Origin of the sequence: Pseudomonas sp. NPDC087185, assembly GCF_044744955.1 — a bacterium.
In the GTDB taxonomy this organism is placed as follows: domain Bacteria; phylum Pseudomonadota; class Gammaproteobacteria; order Pseudomonadales; family Pseudomonadaceae; genus Aquipseudomonas.
The window spans coordinates 379,854-400,175 of sequence record NZ_JBIUZK010000003.1; the positions used below are offsets into that span (position 1 = coordinate 379,854).

Below are 20,322 nucleotides of genomic sequence, written 5' to 3' on the forward strand. Positions count from 1 at the left end.
CTCAGTCTCATCGTATGTAGTCAGAAGGGACGGCTAATCCATGCACCGTTTGTTGACGTTCAGAGCTATCGTTTGTTTGACAACCCTGGCCCCGGCCACTCTGCTACAGGCGGCAACCGACCCTCAGGTCGAAGCACTCAAACAGGAACTCATCGCGCTGAAGGAGCGCTACGAAGCCCAGCAAAATGCACTGATGGTGCTGGAACAGCGCCTGCGGCAGGTAGAGGAAGCCCCGCCGGCCCCCGCACCCAAGCGCCTGACCAAGTCCCCCGCCGAGGGTGTCAAGGGTGCGCAGACGGTGGCCTCGGGCGCGCCGGGCACCACTGGCAGCTCCTACGGCCAGTCGCTGCAGGACAATTCCGAGCCCGCGCAAAGCGTGTCCAACCTGTACGACGAAGCCAGCGGCTTCTTCGGCGGCGGCAAGTTCAGTGTCGAAACCGGCCTGACCTACACCCACTACGATACCCGTGCCCTGACCCTCAACGGGTTCCTGGCACTGGACTCGATTTTCCTCGGCAACATCAATATCGACCGCATCAAGGCCGATAACTGGACGCTGGACCTCACCGCCCGCTACAACGTCGACCAGCGCTGGCAATTCGACATTAACGTACCCATCGTCTACCGCGAATCGACCTACTCCTCCGGCGGCGCAGGCGGTGCAGCCGGTGTAAGTTCCGACGGCACAGTGACCCGCGACCCGACCATCGGCGACGTCAACGTCGGCGTGGCGTACAAGTTCATCGACGAATCGGAGAACTGGCCTGATGCCGTCGCCACCTTGCGGGTCAAGGCGCCCACCGGCGATGACCCCTATGGCATCAAGCTCATCCCGGTGGCCGGCAACGACAACCTGGCCATCCCAGAAGACCTGCCGACGGGTAACGGTGTGTGGGCGATCACGCCCGGTATCTCGCTGGTCAAGACCTTCGACCCGGCCGTGCTGTTTGGCAGCCTGTCCTACACCTACAACATGCAAGACTCGTTCAGCGACATCAGCCCCACGGTCAACACCAAAGTACCTGGCGACGTGAAACTGGGGGACTCCTGGCAGATCGGTGGCGGTATCGCCTTTGCCCTGAACGAAAAAATGAGCATGTCGTTCTCGGTCACCGACCAGTTTTCGCGCAAGAGCAAGATCAAACCCGATGGCGGCGACTGGCAGTCGATCACCAACAGTGATTACAACGCAGCCAACTTCAACATTGGGATGACCTTCGCGGCCTCCAACAACCTGACCATCGTGCCGAACCTCTCCATCGGCCTGACCGACGATGCGCCAGACTTTTCCTTCAGCCTGAAATTCCCTTACTACTTCTGACGCCAGGATTACCGGGCCCACAGCGGGCCCGGCTTTTGGTAACCAAGCTTGTAGCCAACCGCTTTCCTGACCCCAGCCTGTTATCATCGCGCACAGATATGTGACGTTTTAACGGCAATTAAGGAAAGTTTTCGTGAAAAACCTGCTCGGCCACCCGCAGACCCGGCTCGTTGCCCTGGCAACCCTGGTGCTGGTGATTCCTCTGGCTGCGCGCGCCCTGCTGGGCTGGTCCAACCCACTGGGCTATGTCTCGGACCTTGCGCTTGGCAGCTTGCTCGTGCTGCTTCTCCACCGTCGGCCCGGGTGGCTGGCCCTGCCCGTGCTGCTGGCCTGGGCGGTACTGTGGGTCGCCTCGGCCGAGCTGGTCAGTGCCGTCGGGCGGCTGCCGAACAGCGCCGACCTGGCTTACCTTTTCGATCCACAATTCATGGAAAACTCCACCGGTGGTGGCCTGGCTCACGCCTGGTTGCCCTGGGCCATGGGTGCTGGCGTGCTGGTGTGGGCACTGTCAGCCTGGCGCAGCCGCGGCCAGCGGGGCACCCCACTGGGGTTCAAGGCCCTGGCCTTGCCGCTTGCGCTGTTCGGCGTGCACTGGGGCAGCCAGCACCTGGCACCGTCCGACGCCGACCAGTGGCGGCAGTACAACCTCCCTCATCAGCTGCTTTCGGCTGGGGTCGCCGACTTCCAGCAGCGGGCACTGGGCTGGGCCGGTCAGACGCAACCGGTCACGCCGCTGCCCAGCGCCGGGCTGACCCAGTCCGACCTGCATGGCCAGAAACTGCTGAGCGCACCCGGCAGCGCGCGCAACCTGCTGGTGATCACCGTCGAAGGCATTCCTGGGGCCTATGTGCGGCCTAACCGCCAGGCGATGCACAGCCGCTTTGACGAAGACCTGATGCCCAACCTCAGCCGCTGGGCCGAGCGCGGCATGAACACCCCGGACTACGTGCTGCATACCCACCAGACCATCCGCGGCCTGTACGCCATGCTCTGCGGCGATTACGACAAGCTGGCCAACGGCACACCCAAGGGCATGGAACTGCTCACCCAGCATCAACGTAACGAGGCCTGCCTGCCGGCCCAGCTGCGCCAGGCCGGCTTCACCACACACTACCTGCAAGGTGCGGGTCTGCGCTTCATGGCCAAGGACCGGATCATGCCGCACATCGGCTTCGATTCGGTGCATGGCCTGGAGTGGTTCAGCAACGAGAACTACCTGGAGTTCCCCTGGGGCAAGGATGACCGGGCGTTCTTCGAAGGCGCCCTGGATTACGTCGGCCAGCTCCGCCAGCAGGAGCGCCCGTGGATGCTGACCCTGCTGACCGTGGGTACTCACCAGCCGTACTCTGCGCCCGCCGAGTACCTCGAACGCTATGACACCGCCAAGCAGGCAGCGGTGGCCTACCTGGATGACGCAATAGGCGCGTTCCTCGACAAACTCGAGCGCCAGGGTGTGCTCAAGGACACCCTGGTGGTCGTGACTTCGGACGAGTCCCACGGGATCGACGGCGTGCGCCTGGCGTCCTCCTGGGGCTTAAACCTGACCCTGGCACCGGAGCAGGCACAACTGCCGCACATCAAGCTGGGCACCTACGGCCATGTGGACCTGGCCAACTCCCTGCTCGACTACTTTGCCCTGCCGATACCGGTGGCGCTGGCCGGTCGCTCGCTGTTTCGCGATTACGACACTGGCCGGGAGATGATTTCCTACACCAACGGCATGCTGCGCTACCACGACGGCCAGGGGGTATTTACCGAATGCGACTTCCAGCAGCGCTGCCGTCGCTATGCCAGCGAGGGGTTCATCGCCGACCAGGCCAAGTACCTCGGCCCCGGTGACAGCAGTGTTGGCCCGCAACTCGGCGCCCTGGCCGGGGTGCTCGACCAGTCCCTACTGCAAACCCCGCTCAACCTGCGCTACCAGTTTGGTGGCCCCTCGGCCATCCAGCTGCAGGCGCAGATACGCGATGACTGGGCCGACAACCTGATTGGCGCGCAGTACCTGGAGATGCCCGAAGGCTCGCGGACACGGGTGCGGGTCAAGGTGCGCGCACTTGATCCGCAGCACGCAGCCTACATTCAACTCAAGGCGAAGGAGCTGGAACAGGATGTGCCGCTGGGGCTGCCCGACGAGATCCGGGTGACGGCCGATGAGCCGCTGGAAATGGAGTTCGGCTTCGATAACCCGACGGTACGCAAGGCGTTTTCCTTCCACTTGCTGGGCTATGGTGGCGGTGAGGTCGAGGTCAGCGACTTCAGCGTGATCACGGCGTTGCCGGATGAGGAAGAGACGGTCGAGGAATTGTCGGATGGGCATATTGCCCAATCGAGCTGACCGCTAGGCCGCTCACGCCCCTGCCCGGGGCGTTTTCAGCGAATCTGGTGCTTGTGCAGCAGCCGATAGAAGGTCGGCCGGGATACCCCAAGCACCTTCGCGGCAATGCTCATGTTATTGCTGTGCCGGTCCAGCACGTCGCACAGCGCCTGGCGTTCGGCCCGATGCTTGTAGTCTTCCAAGGTGCCCAAAGGCTGGTCCTCCTGCTCCAGCACGTGCAGGCCGAGGTCCTGGGCCTCGATCTGCCGCCCTTCGGCCAGCACTAACCCGCGTCGCACCCGGTTGGCCAGCTCCCGCACATTACCGGGCCAGTGATGCCGGCCCATCGCCGCCAAGGCATGGTCACTGAACGTGCGTGGCCTGCGGCCTGTCTCCAAGCTGTAGAAGTGCGAAAAATGATTGGCCAGCATCGACAGGTCGCCATGCCGGTCGCGCAGCGGCGCCGTGACCACTTGCAGGACGTTGAGCCGGTAATACAGGTCCTCGCGAAAACGCCCTTGCTCGATGGCGCGCTCCAGGTCCACATGCGTCGCCGCCAGCACCCGCACGTCCACCGGTATCGGCTGGCTACCGCCGACCCGCTCGATGTGCTTTTCCTGCAAAAAGCGCAACAAGTTTGCCTGCAACTCCAGCGGCAGGTCGCCAATTTCATCGAGAAACAGCGTGCCGCCGTGTGCGGCCTCGATACGCCCCACCTTGCGCTGGTGGGCACCGGTAAAGGCGCCCTTCTCGTGCCCGAACAACTCGGACTGGATCAAGTGCTCGGGGATCGCCCCGCAATTGATGGCAATGAACGGCATCTCGCACCGTTGCGATTGACGATGCAGGGTGCGTGCGACCAGCTCTTTGCCGGTACCGCTTTCGCCGCGGATCAATACCGGCGACTCGGTAGGTGCCAGTTTGCCCAGCAGTTTGCGCAGCTCGAGAATCGGCCTGCTGTCACCCAGCAGTTCGTCTTCCAGGCCATCGATTGGCACCGCCCCCTTGCCCCGCAGGCGCGCCATGCCGAAGGCCCGGCCCAGGGTCACCAGCACGCGAGAGACGTCAAACGGCAAGGTATGGAAATCGAAGAACCATTCGCAGACGAAGTCGCCGACATTCTGCATGCGCAATTGCTCGGCATTGAGCACGGCGATCCACTCGGTATTGCTGCGCTTGATCATGTCCTTGACCGCATCCGGGTGGCGCAGGTGCGATTCCTGCAGGCGCAGCAGGCCGATATCGCAGCGATGCTCCAGGGCAAGGTCAAGGCTACAGCTGTGAACATCCCAGCCGGCATGTTCAAGGCCCGGAAGCAGGCGGTGGCAGTCGTCGCAGGGGTCGACAATGAGCAGACGGCGAAGGGAGGCGGTTTCGTGCATGACCGTTCCTTGGCGCCAAATTGTGGTTTTTTACATGAAAACAGTAAGTTGCGGCGCCTGTTTAACAGTAGCAACGAACATGATGGCGCCCACTACCGTCTGTCTGCCGAGCTCGGCCGGTTTCAGAGCAAACGGGAATTTTTCAAATTTATCAGCGTCACAGGCGGCGCAGGACAATTAAAAAATTGTTCCACCGTGAAAAATTTACAGCCACGGTGTGACTTCACCCCCAACTTGGAGCATCAGTACAAATAACCCCGCACTGCAGATCGCGATAACCTGAAGCGACGTTGCAGTTACGCGGACTTGAATTTCGATGTTTGGGACCATAGAGAGACCGAACCATGAATGCCCCGCTCCGTGTCAACGAAGCATTGCTGATTGCCGACCACGCCTTCGAACCCTTCCAGTGCGTCGCCTGGGATGCGCCCAATGGTACCGGTGAGTTGAGCCTGGCAGTGATCGACCGGACCAGCACCCGTATCGGCAGCAAGCAAGTGTCCTCGCGTATCTATTCCGACCCAGCTCAATGGGCCAGCCTGATCGAGGAAGTGCGCGCCGAACTGTGCCAGAAAGGCTATGACCTGCAACCCTGGTCGATGCCAAAGTAATAGCCGTGCTGCCAGCAAGTGCGTGCCCGGCACGCACTTGTGCAACTTTGCTATTAGCGCTCAGGCAACTTCTGCCCTTGCGACATAGTGTCGCGGCACGCCCTGCCGTAATAATTCATTGTTTCACCTTGAATTGCTCAAGATGCTGATAGTCGGCCAGTAAATGCATGGCCAACTGCCGCGCCCGACCCAGCCGAACGGGCGCCAATTCCATGTCCACCACTAAAGTGGCACACGGCATGGGCTGCAAGGCATTCCAACGTTGCAGGCGCCCGTCAGTAAAAACCAAGCAGCGCTGCAGTTCCTGAGGGTGGGCCTTTTGCCTTGCCTGCAACCAGTGGCGGGCTTGGTCCAGCGCTGCGATCAACGGTGTACCGCCGCCTGCCCCCAAGGCTTGCAGCCACGGTTGCAGTGCAGCCGAGGCTTTCAGGCCCTGCCGTTGCCACTGCGGCGCACCGCCACTGGCGGTCAGCAGCGCCAAGCGGGCACGCTGGCGATACGCCTGGTCGAACAACTCCGCCAACAGCCCTTTACTCAGCGCTAACGCCTGGTGGCGGCGTGTAGAGGCCGATGCATCGACGATGACCAGCCAGAGCTCAACGGCTTGGCCCCGGCGCTGTTGCCAGCAAAGGTCCTGGCGCAGGCGTGGGCGCCCTTTGAGCAGGGTCGCGAGCCAGGCCACCCGGCCTTTTGCCGCCGCAACCACACGGCCACGGCTGGCACCGTCCAGTCTGCCGACACGGGGCATGGCATCCGCCACCTGGCTGCCGGGTGGGCGGATGCTCAGGGCTTTTTTGCCCAGTTCGGCACCTCGCGTCGGGCACCGCTGGCCACCGGCTGTGCTGGCAATGCCCCCCAATCGCCCTGCCCGCCTGGATTGGGCGCATCACGTCCACCTGCAGGGGGTGGCGCAGATGGCGGCTCGCTTTCAGGCGACACCCGACGCCGATGGCGCAGGGCGAACTCCGCCACGGCATCGACATCGGCCTCCTCGATCGCCTCGCCCCCGCGCCAGGCACAATGCGCGCGGGCAGCACGCAACCAGACCAGGTCGGCACGCAAGCCATCGACTCCGGCGGCAAAGCAGCGCTCGGTGATCCAGGCCAGGGCCTGGTCGTCCAGGGCAATGGCTGCCAGGGCCTGACGCGCCGCCTGACAGCGCTCGCGCAATTGCGCCTGGTCGGCTGCCCACTGCTCGCAGAAGGCCTGCGGGTCGCTGTCGAAGGCCAGCCGGCGACGAATGATCTGCTGGCGCGCTGCGGGCGCCGGCAACCCTTCGAGCATCACATTCAGGCCAAAGCGGTCGAGCAATTGCGGGCGCAATTCGCCTTCTTCGGGGTTCATGGTGCCGATCAAGACGAAACGGGCACTGTGCCGGTGGGAAATCCCGTCGCGCTCGATGCGGTTAGTGCCACTGGCGGCCACGTCCAGCAAAAGATCGACCAATGTGTCGGGCAGCAGGTTGACCTCATCGACGTACAACACGCCGCCATCAGCCTGGGCCAACACACCCGGCGAAAACTGCGCCTTGCCCTGCCCCAGCGCGGCATCGAGGTCCAGCGTACCGACCAGCCGTTCCTCGCTGGCACCCAGCGGCAAGGTTACGAACGGCCCCTCACCGAGCAGGTCGGCCAGGCCACGGGCCAGGGTACTCTTGGCCATCCCGCGCGGCCCCTCGATCAGCACGCCGCCAATCTTCGGGTCGATGGCCGTCAGGCACAGCGCCAGCTTGAGATCGTCGGCACCGACCACGGCCGCCAGGGGGAATTGCACGGGTTCACTCATTTCAAGCCTGTTCCTCGCCGTCGAGCAGTTGCTCCTCCAGCGCTTCGCGATAGTCACCGGGGGCTTCCCAGAGCCCGCGCTGCTGGGCTTCCAGCAAACGCTCGGTGAGGTCACGCAGCGCCTCGGGGTTGTGCTCGCGCATGAAGTCGCGGGTCGCCGGGTCGAGCACATAGGCATCGGCCAGCGACTGATAATGATGGTCATCGATCAGGTGCGTGGTGGCATCGAAGGCGAACAGGTTGTCGACTGTCGCCGCCAGCTCGAAGGCACCTTTGTAGCCATGCCGCTTGGCGCCGTCGATCCACTTGGGATTGAGCGCGCGGGCGCGGATGACGCGGTTCAGCTCCTCTTTGAGGGTGCGGATACGCGGCCGGTCGACCTGGCTGTGATCGCCGTGGTAACTGGCCACCGCGCTGCCGGACAAGGTCTCGGATGCCGCCAGCATGCCCCCTTGGAACTGATAGTAGTCATTGGAATCGAGCAGGTCGTGCTCATGGTTGTCCTGATTTTGCAGAACCGCCTGCACCTGGCCCAGACGCCGGGCGAACTGGGCCCGCGCCGGGGTGCCTTCGTCACTGGCGCCATAGGCATAGCCACCATGGTTGAGGTACACCTCGGCAAGGTCGTCGCGGCTGTGCCACAAGCGGCCATCGATGGCATTCTGCACACCGGCACCATAAGCGCCGGGCTTGGCGCCGAACACGCGCCAGCCGGCCTGGCGTGCCGCCTGCTCGGCGGCCACACCCTGCGCCTGCAGCGCTTCACGCTCGCTGCGCACGCGCGCGGCCAGGGGGTTGTAGTCATCCGGCTCGTCCAGCGCCGCTACCGCCTGCACCGCCGCATCGAACAGGCGGATCAGGTTGCCGAAGGCATCGCGGAAAAAGCCCGAGACGCGCAAGGTCACATCCACCCGCGGGCGATCGAGCAGGCTCAGCGGCAGAATCTCGAAATCGTCGACGCGTTGGCTACCGGTGGCCCACACCGGCCGCACGCCCATCAGCGCCATGGCCTGGGCGATGTCATCGCCGCCGGTGCGCATGGTCGCCGTGCCCCACACCGACAGGCCCAGCTGGCGCAGGTGATCACCGTGGTCCTGCAGATGGCGTTCGAGGACCAGGCTGGCCGAGGCGAAACCCAGGCGCCAGGCGGTGGTGGTGGGCAAGTTGCGCACGTCCACGGTATAGAAGTTGCGGCCGGTGGGTAGCACATCCAGGCGCCCACGGCTGGGTGCGCCGCTGGGGCCGGCCGGCACAAAGCGCCCGGCCAGGGCCGCAAGCAGGCCGTTGATTTCCGCTGCCCCGCAGGCGTCCAGGTTGGGTGCTACCTGCTCCAGCAGGGCCTGCACCACCTCCTGCAGCGGCTGCCATTGCACCTCGGCGGGCAACTGTAGCGTACCGTCCAACGCTTGCTCGATGACCTGCAACGCCAACAGCTCAAGGCGTTCGCGGGTGTCGCCGAAGGTGCGCCACGGCGCTTCGCTGATGGCTTGCAAAAGCATCGGGCGCGGCCCCGACCACGCTTGGCCAAGGTCGCAATCCAAAGGGTCGAAGCCCAGCACCAGTGCTTTGGCGAGCGTGCGCAGCAAGCTGGCATTGCCCCCCCGGCCATCACCGCGCTCGACCCGCAGCAGGGCCAGCAAGGTGTCGATCCGCAGGCGGGCCTGCGGGGATTCGCCGAACACATGCAGGCCATCGCGAATCTGCGATTCCTTGAGGTCGCACAGGTAAGTGTCCAGGCGCGGCAACCACACGGCAGCATCGTCCAACTGGCCTTCCAGCTGCAGTTCGCGATCAATATGGTTGGCCTTGACCAGTTCGAGAATATCGCGCTGCAGTTCACGGGCGCGCCGCGGGTCGAGCATCTGCGCTTCGTAGAACTCGTCGGCCAGTTGCTCCAGATGGCGCAACGGCCCGTAGGTTTCGGCGCGGGTCAGCGGCGGCATCAGGTGGTCGATGATCACCGCCTGGGTGCGGCGCTTGGCCTGGGCGCCCTCGCCTGGGTCGTTGACGATGAATGGGTAGATGTTCGGCAGTGGGCCCAGCAGCGCATCCGGCCAGCACTGGGCAGACAGGCCGACGCCTTTGCCGGGCAGCCACTCCAGGTTGCCGTGCTTGCCGACATGGATGACCGCGTCGGCGGCAAAGGCATGGCGCAGCCAGAAATGGAACGCCAGATAGCCATGTGGCGGCACCAGATCCGGGTCGTGGTAGACGGCGCTGGGGTCGACCTGATAACCACGCGCCGGCTGGATGCCGACGAACGTCAGGCCAAAACGCAGGCCGGCGACCATCAAGCGGCCGCTGCGGTACATCGGGTCTTGCTCGGGTGGCCCCCAATGCTCCAGTACGGCCTGGCGGTTGGCTTCAGGCAGGCGCTCGAAGGCCGCCTGATAATCCGTGAGACTCAGGCTCTGGGCACAGGGACGCTGGTCGAGGTGGTCGAGGTCGTTGGTCACGCCGCCGAGCAACTGGTGGATCAGTTGCGTGCCGCTGCCCGGCAGCTCGGCCAACGGATAGCCTTCGGCTTGCAGGGCCTTGAGAATATTCAAGGCCGCTGCGGGCGTGTCCAGCCCGACGCCGTTGCCGATACGCCCATCACGGGTCGGATAGTTGGCCAGCACCAGCGCCACGCGCTTCTGCCCGTTGGGCAGTCGCGCCAGCTCCACCCAGCGCCTTGCCAGTTCGGCGACGAAATCCATGCGTTCGGGGTGGGCGCGGTAGCAGACTACGTCTGACTGGCTGCGCTCGCTGCGCCAGGCCATGTCCTTGAAACTCACCGGGCGGGTGATGATGCGCCCGTCCAGTTCAGGCAAGGCAATGTGCATGGCCAGGTCGCGGGCGCCAAGGCCCTGCTCGCTGGCTTCCCAGCCGGGTTGGTTGTCCTGCGCGCAGATCGCCTGCAGCACCGGGATATCACGTCGAAACGGCCGCAGGTTGGGGCGCTCCGGGCTGGACAAGGCGAAGCCTGTGGTGTTGATCAATACGTCGGCGCCGACTTCGTCCAGCCAGGCTTCCACCTGTTCCAGGCAGGCACTTTCCTTGAGGCTGGCGACGGCAATCGGCAGCGGGTTGAGGCCGGCTGCCAGCAGGCGTTCGCAGAATACGTCGATGAAGGCCGTATTGGCGGCCTGCAGGTGCGAGCGGTAGAACAGCAGCGGCGCCACCGGGTGCTCCGGGAGCCACTGGCCGTACCAATCTTCAAGGACCGCTGCCGGTTTGCTCGGGTGATAGACCGAGGTGCGTGGCAACGGCTGCGGCGCATCCCAGGTGTAATCACAGCCCAGCCACTGGTTGGCCAGGCACTTGAACAGGTTGACGGCATTGGCCTTGCCGCCTTGGCGCAGGTAGTGCCAAAGGCGCTCGGCCGACTCGCCAGTGACCGTGCCAAGGCCGGTCAGCTCCGGGTCCGGGCGGTCGTCGCCCGGCACCAGTATCAGCTGGACACCGCGCGAGGACAGTTCGACCAGCTGCTCGACACCATACCGCCAATAGCCGACGCCGCCGTGCAACGACACCAAAATGACCTTGGCATGGCGCAACACCTCATCGACATACAAATCGACCGAAGCGTGGTTCTGCACCTGCATGGGGTTGGCCAGGCGCAAGCTGGGGAAGTCATCCGGCAGTTGCTCGGCGGTTTCGGCGAGCAAGGCCAGGTGCGAGTCGCCGCTGCAGAGGATCACCAGTTCGGCGGACGTCTGGCCGAGGTCGGCAATGCTGTCGTCCGGCACGAAGCCGCCGGGCTGGGTCCGCAGCAGGTGCATGGGTCAGGCGCCCAGGGCTTGGCGCAGGCGCGCTTCCAATTGCGCGGCATCGAGGTCCTGGCCAATCAGCACCAGGCGGGTGATGCGCGGCTCGTCGGCGCGCCAGGCGCGGTCGAAGTGCTTGTCAAAACGGGTGCCCACGCCTTGTACCAGCAGGCGCATCGGTTTGCCAGGAATCGCCGCGAAGCCCTTGGCGCGCAGGATGCCGAATTCCACCACCAGCTGAGTCAGCGCGTCGAGCAGCAGGGCTTCATCGGCTTCGGGCAGGTCGATGGAAATGGAGTCGAAGGCGTCATGATCGTGGTCGTCATGGTCGTCGCCGTCATGGTGCGAATCGTGGTGCGTACGGCGGCCATCGATGTGTGCTTCGGATTGCGCGCCCACACCCAGCAGCACGTCCAGCGGCAGGCGGCCGCTGCTGGCTTCGATCACCTTGACCGCAGGCGGCAATTCTTCGGCGACTTCGGCGCGGACCTTGGCCAAGCCTTCGGCGTCGATCAGGTCAGCTTTGTTCAGCACCACCAGGTCGGCACTGGCCAACTGGTCGGCGAACAGTTCGTGCAGCGGCGATTCGTGGTCCAAGTTGGGGTCGAGCTTGCGCTGGGCGTCGACCTGGTCCGGGTAGGCGGCGAAGGTGCCGGCGGCCACGGCCGGGCTGTCGACCACGGTGATCACTGCGTCGACGGTGCAGGCGTTACGGATTTCCGGCCACTGGAAGGCTTGCACCAGGGGCTTGGGCAGGGCCAGGCCGCTGGTTTCGATGAGGATGTGGTCGAGGTCGCCGCGGCGCGCCACCAGCTCACGCATCACCGGGAAGAATTCTTCCTGCACGGTGCAGCACAGGCAGCCGTTCGCCAGTTCGTAGACGCGGCCGCTGGCCTCTTCCTCGGTGCAGCCGATGCTGCACTGCTTGAGGATTTCGCCGTCGATGCCGAGCTCGCCAAACTCGTTGACGATTACCGCGATGCGGCGGCCCTGGGCGTTGTCGAGCATGTGCCGGAGCAAGGTGGTCTTGCCCGAGCCGAGGAAGCCGGTGACGATGGTGACGGGGAGCTTGGCCAGTGTTTTCATGTCGCGTTGCCCTTGGCAGGATGGCGCGGGCATGCGGGACGAAAGCCGCGGGCCAGACCGGCCGGGCTCGTTCGCCACCGGATCACCCCGCCCGGTTGAAAGTCGAAAACGTTGCGAGGCAGGTCTCCTGGCTTGCACCGTTCCGGCCCCGATCGAACGGAGATGGCGGGATGACGCCTTCCCGCGCCGAGGCGCAGTGGCTGTGTCGATCCGTTTCGGTGCTTACAGTTGCGGGGGCAGCCGCGGCTTGTACCGCGTTCCCGTCTTAGCTTCGGCCTGGCCGAAGAACCTCGAAGCGGCAAGGCTACGCGGGGGGTGGGGGATGGTCAACAGTTGCCGCGAGCCACCCCCCACAAATCCCAACGCAAACTGCTTTTCGCTTTTGCTTTTGCTTTTGCTTTTGCTTTTAAGCGCGCGGTAGTTCAGGCGCCACCGAATGCGACTTCAGGAGGCCGAGCGCAGGTCTTGCGAGCGCGGTCCTCCCGGGAGCAAGGCCGGAGCGAGGGAACCCCGAAGCGCAGCGCAGGGGCCGGATGACAGGAGCCAGCCTTTTTGGGTGGGCCCGCTCCCATCATCCGGCCCCTACGCTGCGCTCCGGCCTCCTGAAGTCGCAATCTGCATCGCCTGAACTACCGCGCACTTAGAAGCAAGAGCAAGAGCAAACCTGCAACACGCGCTGCGATTGACGGAAACATTGCCCCGTGCTCTCCTTACACCCTGCGTTCAGGTGCCCCCAAGGGGGTGAAACGGGAAACCGGTGCGTCGCAGGCCCCCGATAAGGGCCCGACAACTCCGGTGCTGCCCCCGCAACGGTAAGCGAGTGAAGCGTCGAGACCACTGTGCCACGCAGTACGGCATGGGAAGGTGACGCTTTACCAGGAGCCCTGCTCCTCCTCGCAAGCCCGGAGACCGGCCTGACGTTCATGAACACCCCGCGGTGGGCGGGCGCTGTCGCATTCCCCTGGGCCATCCAAGCCCGGGGCTGTCGCGCTCGCCTATGCCCCTATAAAAGCAAAGCAGAGGAATGCGTCATGCCCATCACCAGCGCCAAACACAGCATCAGCACCCCCGTCACCCTCAGCCAGCGCGTGGTAATCGCCGCCGGTGCCAGCCTGCTGGGCCTGTGCCTGATCTACTTCGCCGGCTTCTCGCACATCGAGGCCGTGCACAACGCCGCCCACGACACCCGCCACAGCGCCGCCTTCCCCTGCCACTGAGACCGCCCGATGATCAAGCGTATTGCCCGCACCGCCGGGTTCAGCGGCCTGCTCGCAGCCCTGCTGCTGACCCTGCTGCAGAGCTTCTGGGTCGCCCCGCTGATCCTGCAGGCGGAAACCTATGAGTCGGCCGCCCCTGCCGCCGAGCACCACAACCATGACGGCGAAGCGGCTGTTGCCCATGAACATGCGGCCGGCCATGAGCACAGCGACGAGGCCTGGTCGCCGGAAGACGGCTGGCAGCGCATCCTGTCGACCACCGGGGGCAACCTGGTGGTAGCGGTCGGTTTCGCCCTAATCCTCGCCGCGCTGTACAGCCTGCGTGAGCCCAACCGCGTCGCCACTGGTGCGCTGTGGGGCCTGGCCGGGTTCGCCGTGTTCTGCCTGGCGCCCACCCTGGGCTTGCCGCCTGAGCTACCGGGCACCGCCGCCGCAGACCTCGGCCAGCGCCAGAACTGGTGGATCGGTACCGCTGCTGCCACTGCAGTGGGCCTGGCCCTGGTGGTGTTCGCGCGGCACTGGCTGTTCAAGGCACTCGGCATGGTTTTGCTGGTGGTGCCCCACGTGATCGGTGCACCGCAACCCGACGTTCATCAAAGCCTGGCCCCCGAAGCCCTGGAAACCCAGTTCAAGGTCGCTTCGTGGGCAACCAACGCCGCCTTCTGGGTGGCATTGGGCCTGCTCAGCGCCTGGCTGTATCGCCGTTCCAGCCAGGCTTGATGACCAGCAAAAAGCTGCAGCTGGCGCTGTACGCCGGCTTCGGTTGCCGCCGGGGCTGCCCGGTGGAAGTGCTCGACGCGCTGCTGCGCCAGGCGCTGGACCGGCATGGCCTAGCACTGACTGCGCTGCAGGGCATCGCTAGCATCGCCTTGAAAGCTGACGAGCCAGGCCTTCAACAACTTGCCAAACGTTACAACTTGTCGCTGGTGGTGTTCGAGGCCAGCCAGCTGCAGGCCTTCGAGCCCCTGCTCAGCCACCGTTCTGCGCAAGCCTTCGCCCACAGCGGCTGCTGGGGCGTTGCAGAGAGCGCGGCGCTGGCCCTGGCGCACCGCGATGTCGGCAAAGCCACCCTCCGAGTGACACGGCAATCACTTGGCCCCGCTACCCTCGCCCTCGCCTGCGGCGGATAATCGATACCTCTTTTACCTGCAAGGATTTTTCATGACGGTCTACTTCATTGGCGCCGGCCCCGGTGACCCGGAGCTGATAACGGTCAAGGGACAACGCCTGATCCGCCAGTGCCCGGTCATCATATACGCCGGCTCCCTGGTGCCTGCGGCGGTACTCGAAGGCCACCAGGCCGAGACGGTCATCAACAGTGCTGAGCTGCACCTGGAACAAATCATCCAGGCCATGCGCAAGGCGCATGAAAAAGGCCTGGACGTGGCCCGCGTTCACAGCGGCGACCCCAGCCTGTATGGCGCCATCGGCGAACAGATCCGCCACCTGCGGGAACTGGGTATCGACTACCAGATCATCCCCGGGGTTACCGCCACTGCTGCCAGCGCCGCACTGCTGGGTTGTGAACTGACCCTGCCGGACGTGGCACAGACGCTCATTCTCACCCGCTTCGGTAACAGCTCCCCGATGCCTGCCGGGGAGCAACTGGGCGATTTGGCCCGCCATGGCAGCACCATGGCCATCCACCTTGGGGTCAAGCATCTGGCTCGCATCGTCGACGAGCTGCAGCCCCACTACGGGGCCGATTGCCCCGTGGCCGTCGTGCACCGCGCCACCTGGCCGGACCAGGACTGGGTCTGCGGCACGCTTGGCGATATCGTCGGGCAGGTCGCCGCCAAGGGCTTTCGCCGCACCGCGCTGATCCTCGTCGGCCACGTGCTGGGGGACGCGCCGTTCGCCTCATCCGCGCTGTATCACGCCGGGCACGCGCACCTCTACCGCCCTGGCGATTGAGCATTGCCAACCGGCCAAAGGCCGTAGCAGACTCCAGGCTCCTACCCGCGGACCGGAGTGACACCCATGCTGGCGCTACGCCCCAATTGCGAATGTTGTGATGCAGACCTCCCAGGCGATAGCCCCGATGCGTTGATCTGCTCGTTCGAATGCACCTTTTGCCGCAGCTGTGCCGAAACCCGTTTCCATGGCCGCTGCCCCAACTGCTCAGGCCAACTGCTGGCCCGCCCCACTCGGGTGGGCCAGGCGTTGAGCAACAACCCCGCTTCGACCCAACGCGTACTCAAGCCCCACGCTGCCTGCGCATAAGTAACTTTCTTTTGCTGGCATCGTCGAAATCAGCATCGGCGATGCCTGTCTTCATGTGATTTTGTAGGACTTTTCAACAAAGTCAGCCTCCTTAGTCAACACATCTATACTCGCCATTACCAAGGGGTCGGAATGGACGTATCGTGCTGCGCTGCAGAAACACCTTGCAGACGTATTCCTGATTATCCTCAGGAAACGGACCACATTCCGACAGGAGTTTTCTTCATGACAACTGTACTGATCGTCGACGATCACTCTACCGTTCGATTCGCGATACGCATGTTGCTTGAGCGCGAGCGCTTTCACGTCATAGGTGAAGTAGACAACGGCAGCGAAGTGGCGCAGGTAGCACGCAAGCTGCAACCCGATGTCGTGGTCCTGGACATCGGGCTTCCTGGCCTGGACGGCATGGAAGTGATCAAACGGCTGCAGCAGCTCGAGCATGCCCCCCGGATCATGGTGCTGACCGGCCAGGCCACCGACCTGTACGTACGCCGCTGCCTGGATGCCGGCATTGGTGCTTTCGTGACCAAAAGTGAAGACCTCGACGCCGTCGTGTTTGCGCTCAAAGCCTTGGTCAAAGGTTATTCGACGTTCCCGCAGATGGCGGTCAACAGCAATACCCTGGACAGCGAGCCGACCCGCCTGGGCAGCCTGTCCAACCGCGAGATGGAAGTGCTGCGGCGCCTGTCCAATGGCGAAAATAACAAGCACATCGGCACTCAGATGAACCTGAGCGCCAAGACCATCAGCACCTACCGGGGCCGTATCATGGACAAGCTCAAAACGGAATCGTTGGTAGAAATGGTGGACCTGGCCAAGCGCAACAGCGTCAACTGAGCGCAATCGACATGAAGCGCACGCTGGCTGGCTTGTTCGTGGTCATCGGCCTTGCATGCTGCCCGCGGGTAACGCTAGCCGATGCCGAGCCACGGCAGTTGCTGGCGCGCGCCGTCAGTGCCGCCCCCCCCTTGCAACTGGACTCTCAGGACCGCCAGTGGCTGCAACAGCGCAAGGCCCTTCTGCTGGGCAGTTCGCGCCCCGACTATCCGCCCTTCGAGATCAACATCAGCCCGGCCGATTACGAAGGCCTCAGCGCCGATTACGCCGGGCTGATCGCCGAGCAATTGGGGGTACCGATCGAAGTCAAACGTTTTTCCAGCCGCCACGAAGCAATTGCCGCCCTGCGCGATGGCGCAATCGACTTGCTGGGCAGCTCCAACGCCTTTGAGGCAGCCGATGCCCAGCTCAGCCTCAGCCTGCCCTATGCCGACGACTTGCCGGTCATCGTTACACGCGAAGGGCGCACGCTGAAAAACAACAAGGATCTCGCAGGCCTGCGCCTGGCCATGGTCGACCACTACCTGCCGGGCGAGACGGTCCGCACGCTCTACCCCAACGCGCAGTTGAGCTTCTATCGTTCTACCCTGGCGGGCCTGGCGGCCGTTGAACTGGGCGAGGCGGACGCTTACCTGGGCGACGCCATCAGTACCGACTTTCTGATCGGCAAGAGTTACCAGGGCATGATCAAGATCGACCATTTCTGCCAGGTGCCTGCCGCAACCTTTTCCTTTGCCCTGGCCAGCGACAACCCACGCCTGCGGCGCCTGGTCGACACGGCCCTGGCGAGGATTACCGAAAGCGAGCGGCTGAGCATCCTGCGCCGCTGGACCAGCGGCAACACCAGCCTGCTGCTCGAGCGCCACCTGTCCGCGCTGACCGCTGAAGAACAGGCCTGGATAGACCACAACCCCACCGTCAGCGTACTGGTCGACACGGCGCTCGCGCCATTGACCTTCAACGATACCCAGCAGCGCTCCAGTGGCATTACCATCGACCTGCTCAAGCAGATCACCTTGCGCACCGGCCTGCAGTTCAAGCTGATCGAACGCCGCGCCGTGCAGACCATGGTCGAGCAAGTGGCGCGCAGCGAGGCGCAGATGATCGGCGCCCTGGGTTACGGCGCAGAGCGCGCGACGCAACTGCGCTACACCCGCCCCTATCTGGTCAGCCCCAGGGTCCTGGTCACGCGCAGCCAGGCGCCCTGGCCATTGCAGGCCAGAGGCCTGGACGGGCAGCGCATTGCCCTGTTGCGTGGCTCGCCCTTGCGCGCTGACGTGCAGCGCCAGTACCCAGAGGCCAAGGTCGTCGAAGTGGACAACCCGCTGGCGCTGATGGAAGCCGTGGCCAACGGTGAAGCGGACGTCGCCTACAGCAACCACATCAATGCCACCTACTACATCAACCATGTATTCAAAGGTCAGTTGCGCATCGCCAGCGTGCTGGGGGAAGACCCGGCCGTCGCGGCGTTCGCCGTCGCTCCCGACCAGCCACAGCTGCAGGCGATTCTCGACAAAGCGCTGCTAAGCATGCCACCCGAAGAACTGGACCAGCTGATCAATCGCTGGCGCACCAGCACCCTGGTCAGTGACAGCCCCTGGCGCAACTACCGCACGCTGGCGCTGCAGGTGCTGGTGCTGTCGGCGCTGCTGCTGGCCGGCGTGGTGTTCTGGAACAGCTACCTGCGCAAGCTGATCCACCAGCGCACCGAGGCCCAGCGCGCGCTGCAAGCGCAACTGGCGCTCAGCCGCGGGCTGCTCGAACAATTGCGCCAGGCAAAAGATGATGCCGAACAGGCCAGCCAGACCAAGAGCACCTTCCTGGCGACCATGAGCCACGAAATCCGCACCCCCATGAATGCGGTGATCGGCCTGCTCGAACTGGCCCTGGAGGATAGCCGCAGCGGCCGCTGCGATACCCTGGCCCTGCAGACCGCGCACGATTCGGCCATCGGGCTGCTGGGGCTGATCGGCGACATACTCGATATCTCGCGCGTGGAATCCGGGCACATGACCCTGCAACCGGTGGCCACCGACCTGGTCGAACTGGTGCGCAGCACCTTGCGGGTGTTCGAGGGTAATGCACGCATCAAAGGCCTGCACCTGCAGAGCGAGTTGCCAGAGGGCCAGGCCTGGGTGCTGGCGGACGCCCTGAGGCTCAAGCAGATCCTCTCCAACCTGCTGAGCAACGCCATCAAGTTCACCGAACGCGGCGACGTGCACACCTGCCTCGCCATCAAGCCGGCAAGCCTCGGCGACCACCTGCTGGTGGAGCTGAGCGTACGCGACACGGGCATCGGCATCGGCCTTGCCGACCAAGCCCGGCTGTTCAGTGCCTTCGCCCAGGCCGACGGCCCGCGGGCGCACCAAGGCGCCGGCCTGGGGTTGGTGATCAGCCGTACCCTGACCGAGCTGATGGGCGGCACCTTGAACCTGCAAAGCGTCGAGGGCGTGGGCACCCGGGTGCAGGTTCTGCTGCGACTGCCAGCCAGCGCAGCCGCCGCGCCCATCGAGCAAGACACCCCAGCCCAGGCCACGGTAAGCAGACCGCTGAACATCCTGGCGGTCGACGATTACCCGGCCAATCTGCTGCTTCTGGAAAAACAGCTGAACACCTTGGGCCACAAGGTGACCCTGGCTGAAAATGGCCAGACGGCCCTGTCCCATTGGCAAGCTGAGACCTTCGACATGGTCATCACCGACTGCAGCATGCCCGTCATGGATGGCCATGAGTTGAGCCGCAGGATTCGCCAACAGGAGCAGGAGCTCGCGCTGCCCGCGTGCAGGATTCTCGGTGTTACCGCCAACGCCCAGGCCGAGGAACGCGCTCGATGCCTTGCCAGTGGCATGGATGACTGCCTGTTCAAGCCGATCGGCCTGCGCACGCTCAAAGCTCACGTGCCGCAGGCGCGTGCCGAGCTGAATGCACCAGCGCCAACGGCGAGCGGCTTCAACTTGAGCGAACTGCGCCACCTGACCCAGGACGATGAACAACTGGTGCGCCGCCTGCTGGAGCAACTGTCGCACAGTGCCAGTGAGGACCTTGACGCGCTGAAGGGTCTGGGCACTGACCCGGACGCCGATGCGGTGCGTGCCGTCGCCCATCGCATCAAGGGCGGCGCCAAGATGCTCAAGGTGCGCAGCGTGGTCCGCGATTGTGAAGCCATCGAACAGGCGCAGGCTAAGGGCTTGCCGACCGCTGCGCTGCAGCTGCAGTTGCAGACCAGCCTGCAGGCCTTGCAGCGCGAGCTGGCTGATGCCCTCAGTGCAATTGCAGCGTCGAGTTGATCTGGCTGATTGCATCGACCACGTGGCGTGAGCCCTGCTGGATTTCCATGATCACCGTGCCGGCCTCGTTGGCCAGGGCCACCCCCCGCCCGGTGCGGGTCAGGCTCGATTGCATGCTGGCCACGGCTGTCAGCGACAGGTCATGGTTCTGCCGCACCACATCGACGATTTCCAAGGTGGCCTTGCTGGTCCGTGCCGCCAGGCTGCGCACCTCGTCGGCAACCACGGCAAAGCCGCGGCCATGTTCACCGGCGCGTGCAGCCTCGATGGCAGCATTCAGCGCCAGCAGGTTGGTCTGGTCGGCGATGCCGCGGATAGTCAGGACGATCTGCCCGATCACATCCGACTGCTTGCTGACTGCATCGATGCTACGCGCGGCATCGTTGAGTTCCTGAGAGATCTGTTCGATGACCTGCACGGTCTGCTGCACCACCTCGGTCCCTTTGCGGGCACAGGCATCGGTTTGCACCGAGCTGGCATGGGCCGCGTCGGCAGCGCTTTGCTGGGT

At 64.3% G+C, this 20,322-nt stretch carries 17 protein-coding genes and 2 riboswitches; of the genes, 11 read left to right on the top strand and 6 right to left on the bottom strand.

The genetic code is table 11. The features are described from left to right. Positions 1-40 precede the first annotated feature (40 nt). Together ACIPIJ_RS12030 and ACIPIJ_RS12035 are read left to right on the top strand one after the other, a co-directional pair. Positions 41-1,321, top strand: coding sequence for a hypothetical protein (locus ACIPIJ_RS12030; RefSeq protein ID WP_401076629.1), 1,281 nt, complete (start codon positions 41-43; stop codon positions 1,319-1,321). 133 nt (positions 1,322-1,454) lie between these two features. Next, positions 1,455-3,656, top strand: coding sequence for an LTA synthase family protein (locus ACIPIJ_RS12035; protein ID WP_401076632.1), 2,202 nt, complete (start codon positions 1,455-1,457; stop codon positions 3,654-3,656). A gap of 35 nt (positions 3,657-3,691) precedes the next feature. Here ACIPIJ_RS12035 and ACIPIJ_RS12040 read toward each other — a convergent pair whose 3' ends face one another. After that, positions 3,692-5,017 carry a sigma 54-interacting transcriptional regulator gene (locus ACIPIJ_RS12040; RefSeq protein WP_401076634.1) on the bottom strand — a complete coding sequence of 442 codons (1,326 nt, stop codon included), beginning with the start codon at positions 5,015-5,017 and terminating at the stop codon, positions 3,692-3,694. Between ACIPIJ_RS12040 and ACIPIJ_RS12045 the strand changes: the two genes are divergently transcribed. Continuing rightward, entirely contained in the window at positions 5,012-5,272 is a 261-nt protein-coding gene (locus ACIPIJ_RS12045) for a hypothetical protein (RefSeq protein ID WP_401076637.1), read from the top strand. The two genes, ACIPIJ_RS12040 and ACIPIJ_RS12045, sit on opposite strands and share 6 nt — an antisense overlap. 89 nt (positions 5,273-5,361) lie before the next feature. Then, positions 5,362-5,628 (top strand): hypothetical protein, encoded by a 267-nt coding sequence (locus tag ACIPIJ_RS12050; RefSeq protein ID WP_027919312.1) that lies wholly within the window; start codon positions 5,362-5,364, stop codon positions 5,626-5,628. A gap of 115 nt (positions 5,629-5,743) precedes the next feature. On the opposite strand, the gene ACIPIJ_RS12055 is transcribed toward ACIPIJ_RS12050, so the two are convergent. From ACIPIJ_RS12055 to cobW, 4 genes are read right to left on the bottom strand one after another with little or no spacing between them, the layout of a single operon-like run. Further along, the gene (locus tag ACIPIJ_RS12055; protein ID WP_401076640.1) at positions 5,744-6,376 is read right to left on the bottom strand and encodes a VWA domain-containing protein; all 633 of its coding nucleotides are present in this window, start codon (positions 6,374-6,376) and stop codon (positions 5,744-5,746) included. 35 nt (positions 6,377-6,411) lie between these two features. Further along, on the bottom strand, positions 6,412-7,413 hold the full coding sequence (locus tag ACIPIJ_RS12060) for an ATP-binding protein (protein WP_401076643.1): 1,002 nt from the start codon (positions 7,411-7,413) through the stop codon (positions 6,412-6,414). Between the two features lies 1 nt (position 7,414). After that, complete coding sequence (gene cobN / locus ACIPIJ_RS12065) at positions 7,415-11,176, bottom strand: cobaltochelatase subunit CobN (protein WP_401076646.1); 3,762 nt, start codon at positions 11,174-11,176, stop codon at positions 7,415-7,417. Positions 11,177-11,179: 3 nt separating this feature from the next. Beyond that, the gene (gene cobW, locus ACIPIJ_RS12070; RefSeq protein WP_401076648.1) at positions 11,180-12,247 is read right to left on the bottom strand and encodes a cobalamin biosynthesis protein CobW; all 1,068 of its coding nucleotides are present in this window, start codon (positions 12,245-12,247) and stop codon (positions 11,180-11,182) included. A 99-nt stretch (positions 12,248-12,346) separates the two neighbouring features. Continuing rightward, a riboswitch (cobalamin riboswitch) is annotated at positions 12,347-12,555 on the bottom strand. Between the two features lie 400 nt (positions 12,556-12,955). Further along, positions 12,956-13,180, top strand: a riboswitch (cobalamin riboswitch). Positions 13,181-13,278: 98 nt separating this feature from the next. Here cobW and ACIPIJ_RS12075 point away from each other — a divergent pair. The 7 genes from ACIPIJ_RS12075 to ACIPIJ_RS12105 all read left to right on the top strand — a co-directional run bounded on the left by ACIPIJ_RS12075 (position 13,279) and on the right by ACIPIJ_RS12105 (position 19,814). After that, entirely contained in the window at positions 13,279-13,464 is a 186-nt protein-coding gene (locus tag ACIPIJ_RS12075; protein ID WP_401076651.1) for a CbtB-domain containing protein, read from the top strand. A gap of 9 nt (positions 13,465-13,473) precedes the next feature. After that, positions 13,474-14,184, top strand: coding sequence for a CbtA family protein (locus ACIPIJ_RS12080; RefSeq protein WP_401076653.1), 711 nt, complete (start codon positions 13,474-13,476; stop codon positions 14,182-14,184). Then, on the top strand, positions 14,184-14,594 hold the full coding sequence (locus ACIPIJ_RS12085; RefSeq protein WP_401076656.1) for a cobalamin biosynthesis protein: 411 nt from the start codon (positions 14,184-14,186) through the stop codon (positions 14,592-14,594). Before ACIPIJ_RS12080 ends, ACIPIJ_RS12085 begins: the two co-directional genes overlap by 1 nt. 31 nt (positions 14,595-14,625) lie before the next feature. Beyond that, positions 14,626-15,378, top strand: coding sequence for a precorrin-4 C(11)-methyltransferase (gene cobM / locus ACIPIJ_RS12090; RefSeq protein WP_401076659.1), 753 nt, complete (start codon positions 14,626-14,628; stop codon positions 15,376-15,378). Between the two features lie 66 nt (positions 15,379-15,444). After that, the gene (locus ACIPIJ_RS12095) at positions 15,445-15,687 is read left to right on the top strand and encodes a DUF1272 domain-containing protein (RefSeq protein ID WP_401076662.1); all 243 of its coding nucleotides are present in this window, start codon (positions 15,445-15,447) and stop codon (positions 15,685-15,687) included. A gap of 225 nt (positions 15,688-15,912) precedes the next feature. Further along, positions 15,913-16,527, top strand: a complete 615-nt coding sequence (locus ACIPIJ_RS12100; RefSeq protein WP_401076664.1) for a response regulator — start codon at positions 15,913-15,915, stop codon at positions 16,525-16,527. A gap of 11 nt (positions 16,528-16,538) precedes the next feature. Further along, entirely contained in the window at positions 16,539-19,814 is a 3,276-nt protein-coding gene (locus tag ACIPIJ_RS12105) for a transporter substrate-binding domain-containing protein (protein ID WP_401076666.1), read from the top strand. Here the strand turns inward: ACIPIJ_RS12105 and ACIPIJ_RS12110 are convergent. Further along, positions 19,789-20,283 (bottom strand): methyl-accepting chemotaxis protein, encoded by a 495-nt coding sequence (locus tag ACIPIJ_RS12110; protein WP_387530882.1) that lies wholly within the window; start codon positions 20,281-20,283, stop codon positions 19,789-19,791. The genes ACIPIJ_RS12105 and ACIPIJ_RS12110 overlap by 26 nt on opposite strands. Positions 20,284-20,322: the final 39 nt, after the last annotated feature.

Excerpts from the sequence above, each read along its gene's own strand:
- ACIPIJ_RS12030 (WP_401076629.1), top strand. The coding sequence starts at position 41 with ATGCACCGTTTGTTGACGTTCAGAGCTATCGTTTGTTTGACAACCCTG.
- ACIPIJ_RS12040 (WP_401076634.1), bottom strand. The coding sequence starts at position 5,017 with ATGCACGAAACCGCCTCCCTTCGCCGTCTGCTCATTGTCGACCCCTGC.
- ACIPIJ_RS12050 (WP_027919312.1), top strand. The coding sequence starts at position 5,362 with ATGAATGCCCCGCTCCGTGTCAACGAAGCATTGCTGATTGCCGACCAC.
- ACIPIJ_RS12055 (WP_401076640.1), bottom strand. The coding sequence starts at position 6,376 with ATGCCCCGTGTCGGCAGACTGGACGGTGCCAGCCGTGGCCGTGTGGTT.
- ACIPIJ_RS12060 (WP_401076643.1), bottom strand. The coding sequence starts at position 7,413 with ATGAGTGAACCCGTGCAATTCCCCCTGGCGGCCGTGGTCGGTGCCGAC.
- cobN (WP_401076646.1), bottom strand. The coding sequence starts at position 11,176 with ATGCACCTGCTGCGGACCCAGCCCGGCGGCTTCGTGCCGGACGACAGC.
- cobW (WP_401076648.1), bottom strand. The coding sequence starts at position 12,247 with ATGAAAACACTGGCCAAGCTCCCCGTCACCATCGTCACCGGCTTCCTC.
- ACIPIJ_RS12075 (WP_401076651.1), top strand. The coding sequence starts at position 13,279 with ATGCCCATCACCAGCGCCAAACACAGCATCAGCACCCCCGTCACCCTC.
- ACIPIJ_RS12080 (WP_401076653.1), top strand. The coding sequence starts at position 13,474 with ATGATCAAGCGTATTGCCCGCACCGCCGGGTTCAGCGGCCTGCTCGCA.
- ACIPIJ_RS12085 (WP_401076656.1), top strand. The coding sequence starts at position 14,184 with ATGACCAGCAAAAAGCTGCAGCTGGCGCTGTACGCCGGCTTCGGTTGC.
- cobM (WP_401076659.1), top strand. The coding sequence starts at position 14,626 with ATGACGGTCTACTTCATTGGCGCCGGCCCCGGTGACCCGGAGCTGATA.
- ACIPIJ_RS12095 (WP_401076662.1), top strand. The coding sequence starts at position 15,445 with ATGCTGGCGCTACGCCCCAATTGCGAATGTTGTGATGCAGACCTCCCA.
- ACIPIJ_RS12100 (WP_401076664.1), top strand. The coding sequence starts at position 15,913 with ATGACAACTGTACTGATCGTCGACGATCACTCTACCGTTCGATTCGCG.
- ACIPIJ_RS12105 (WP_401076666.1), top strand. The coding sequence starts at position 16,539 with ATGAAGCGCACGCTGGCTGGCTTGTTCGTGGTCATCGGCCTTGCATGC.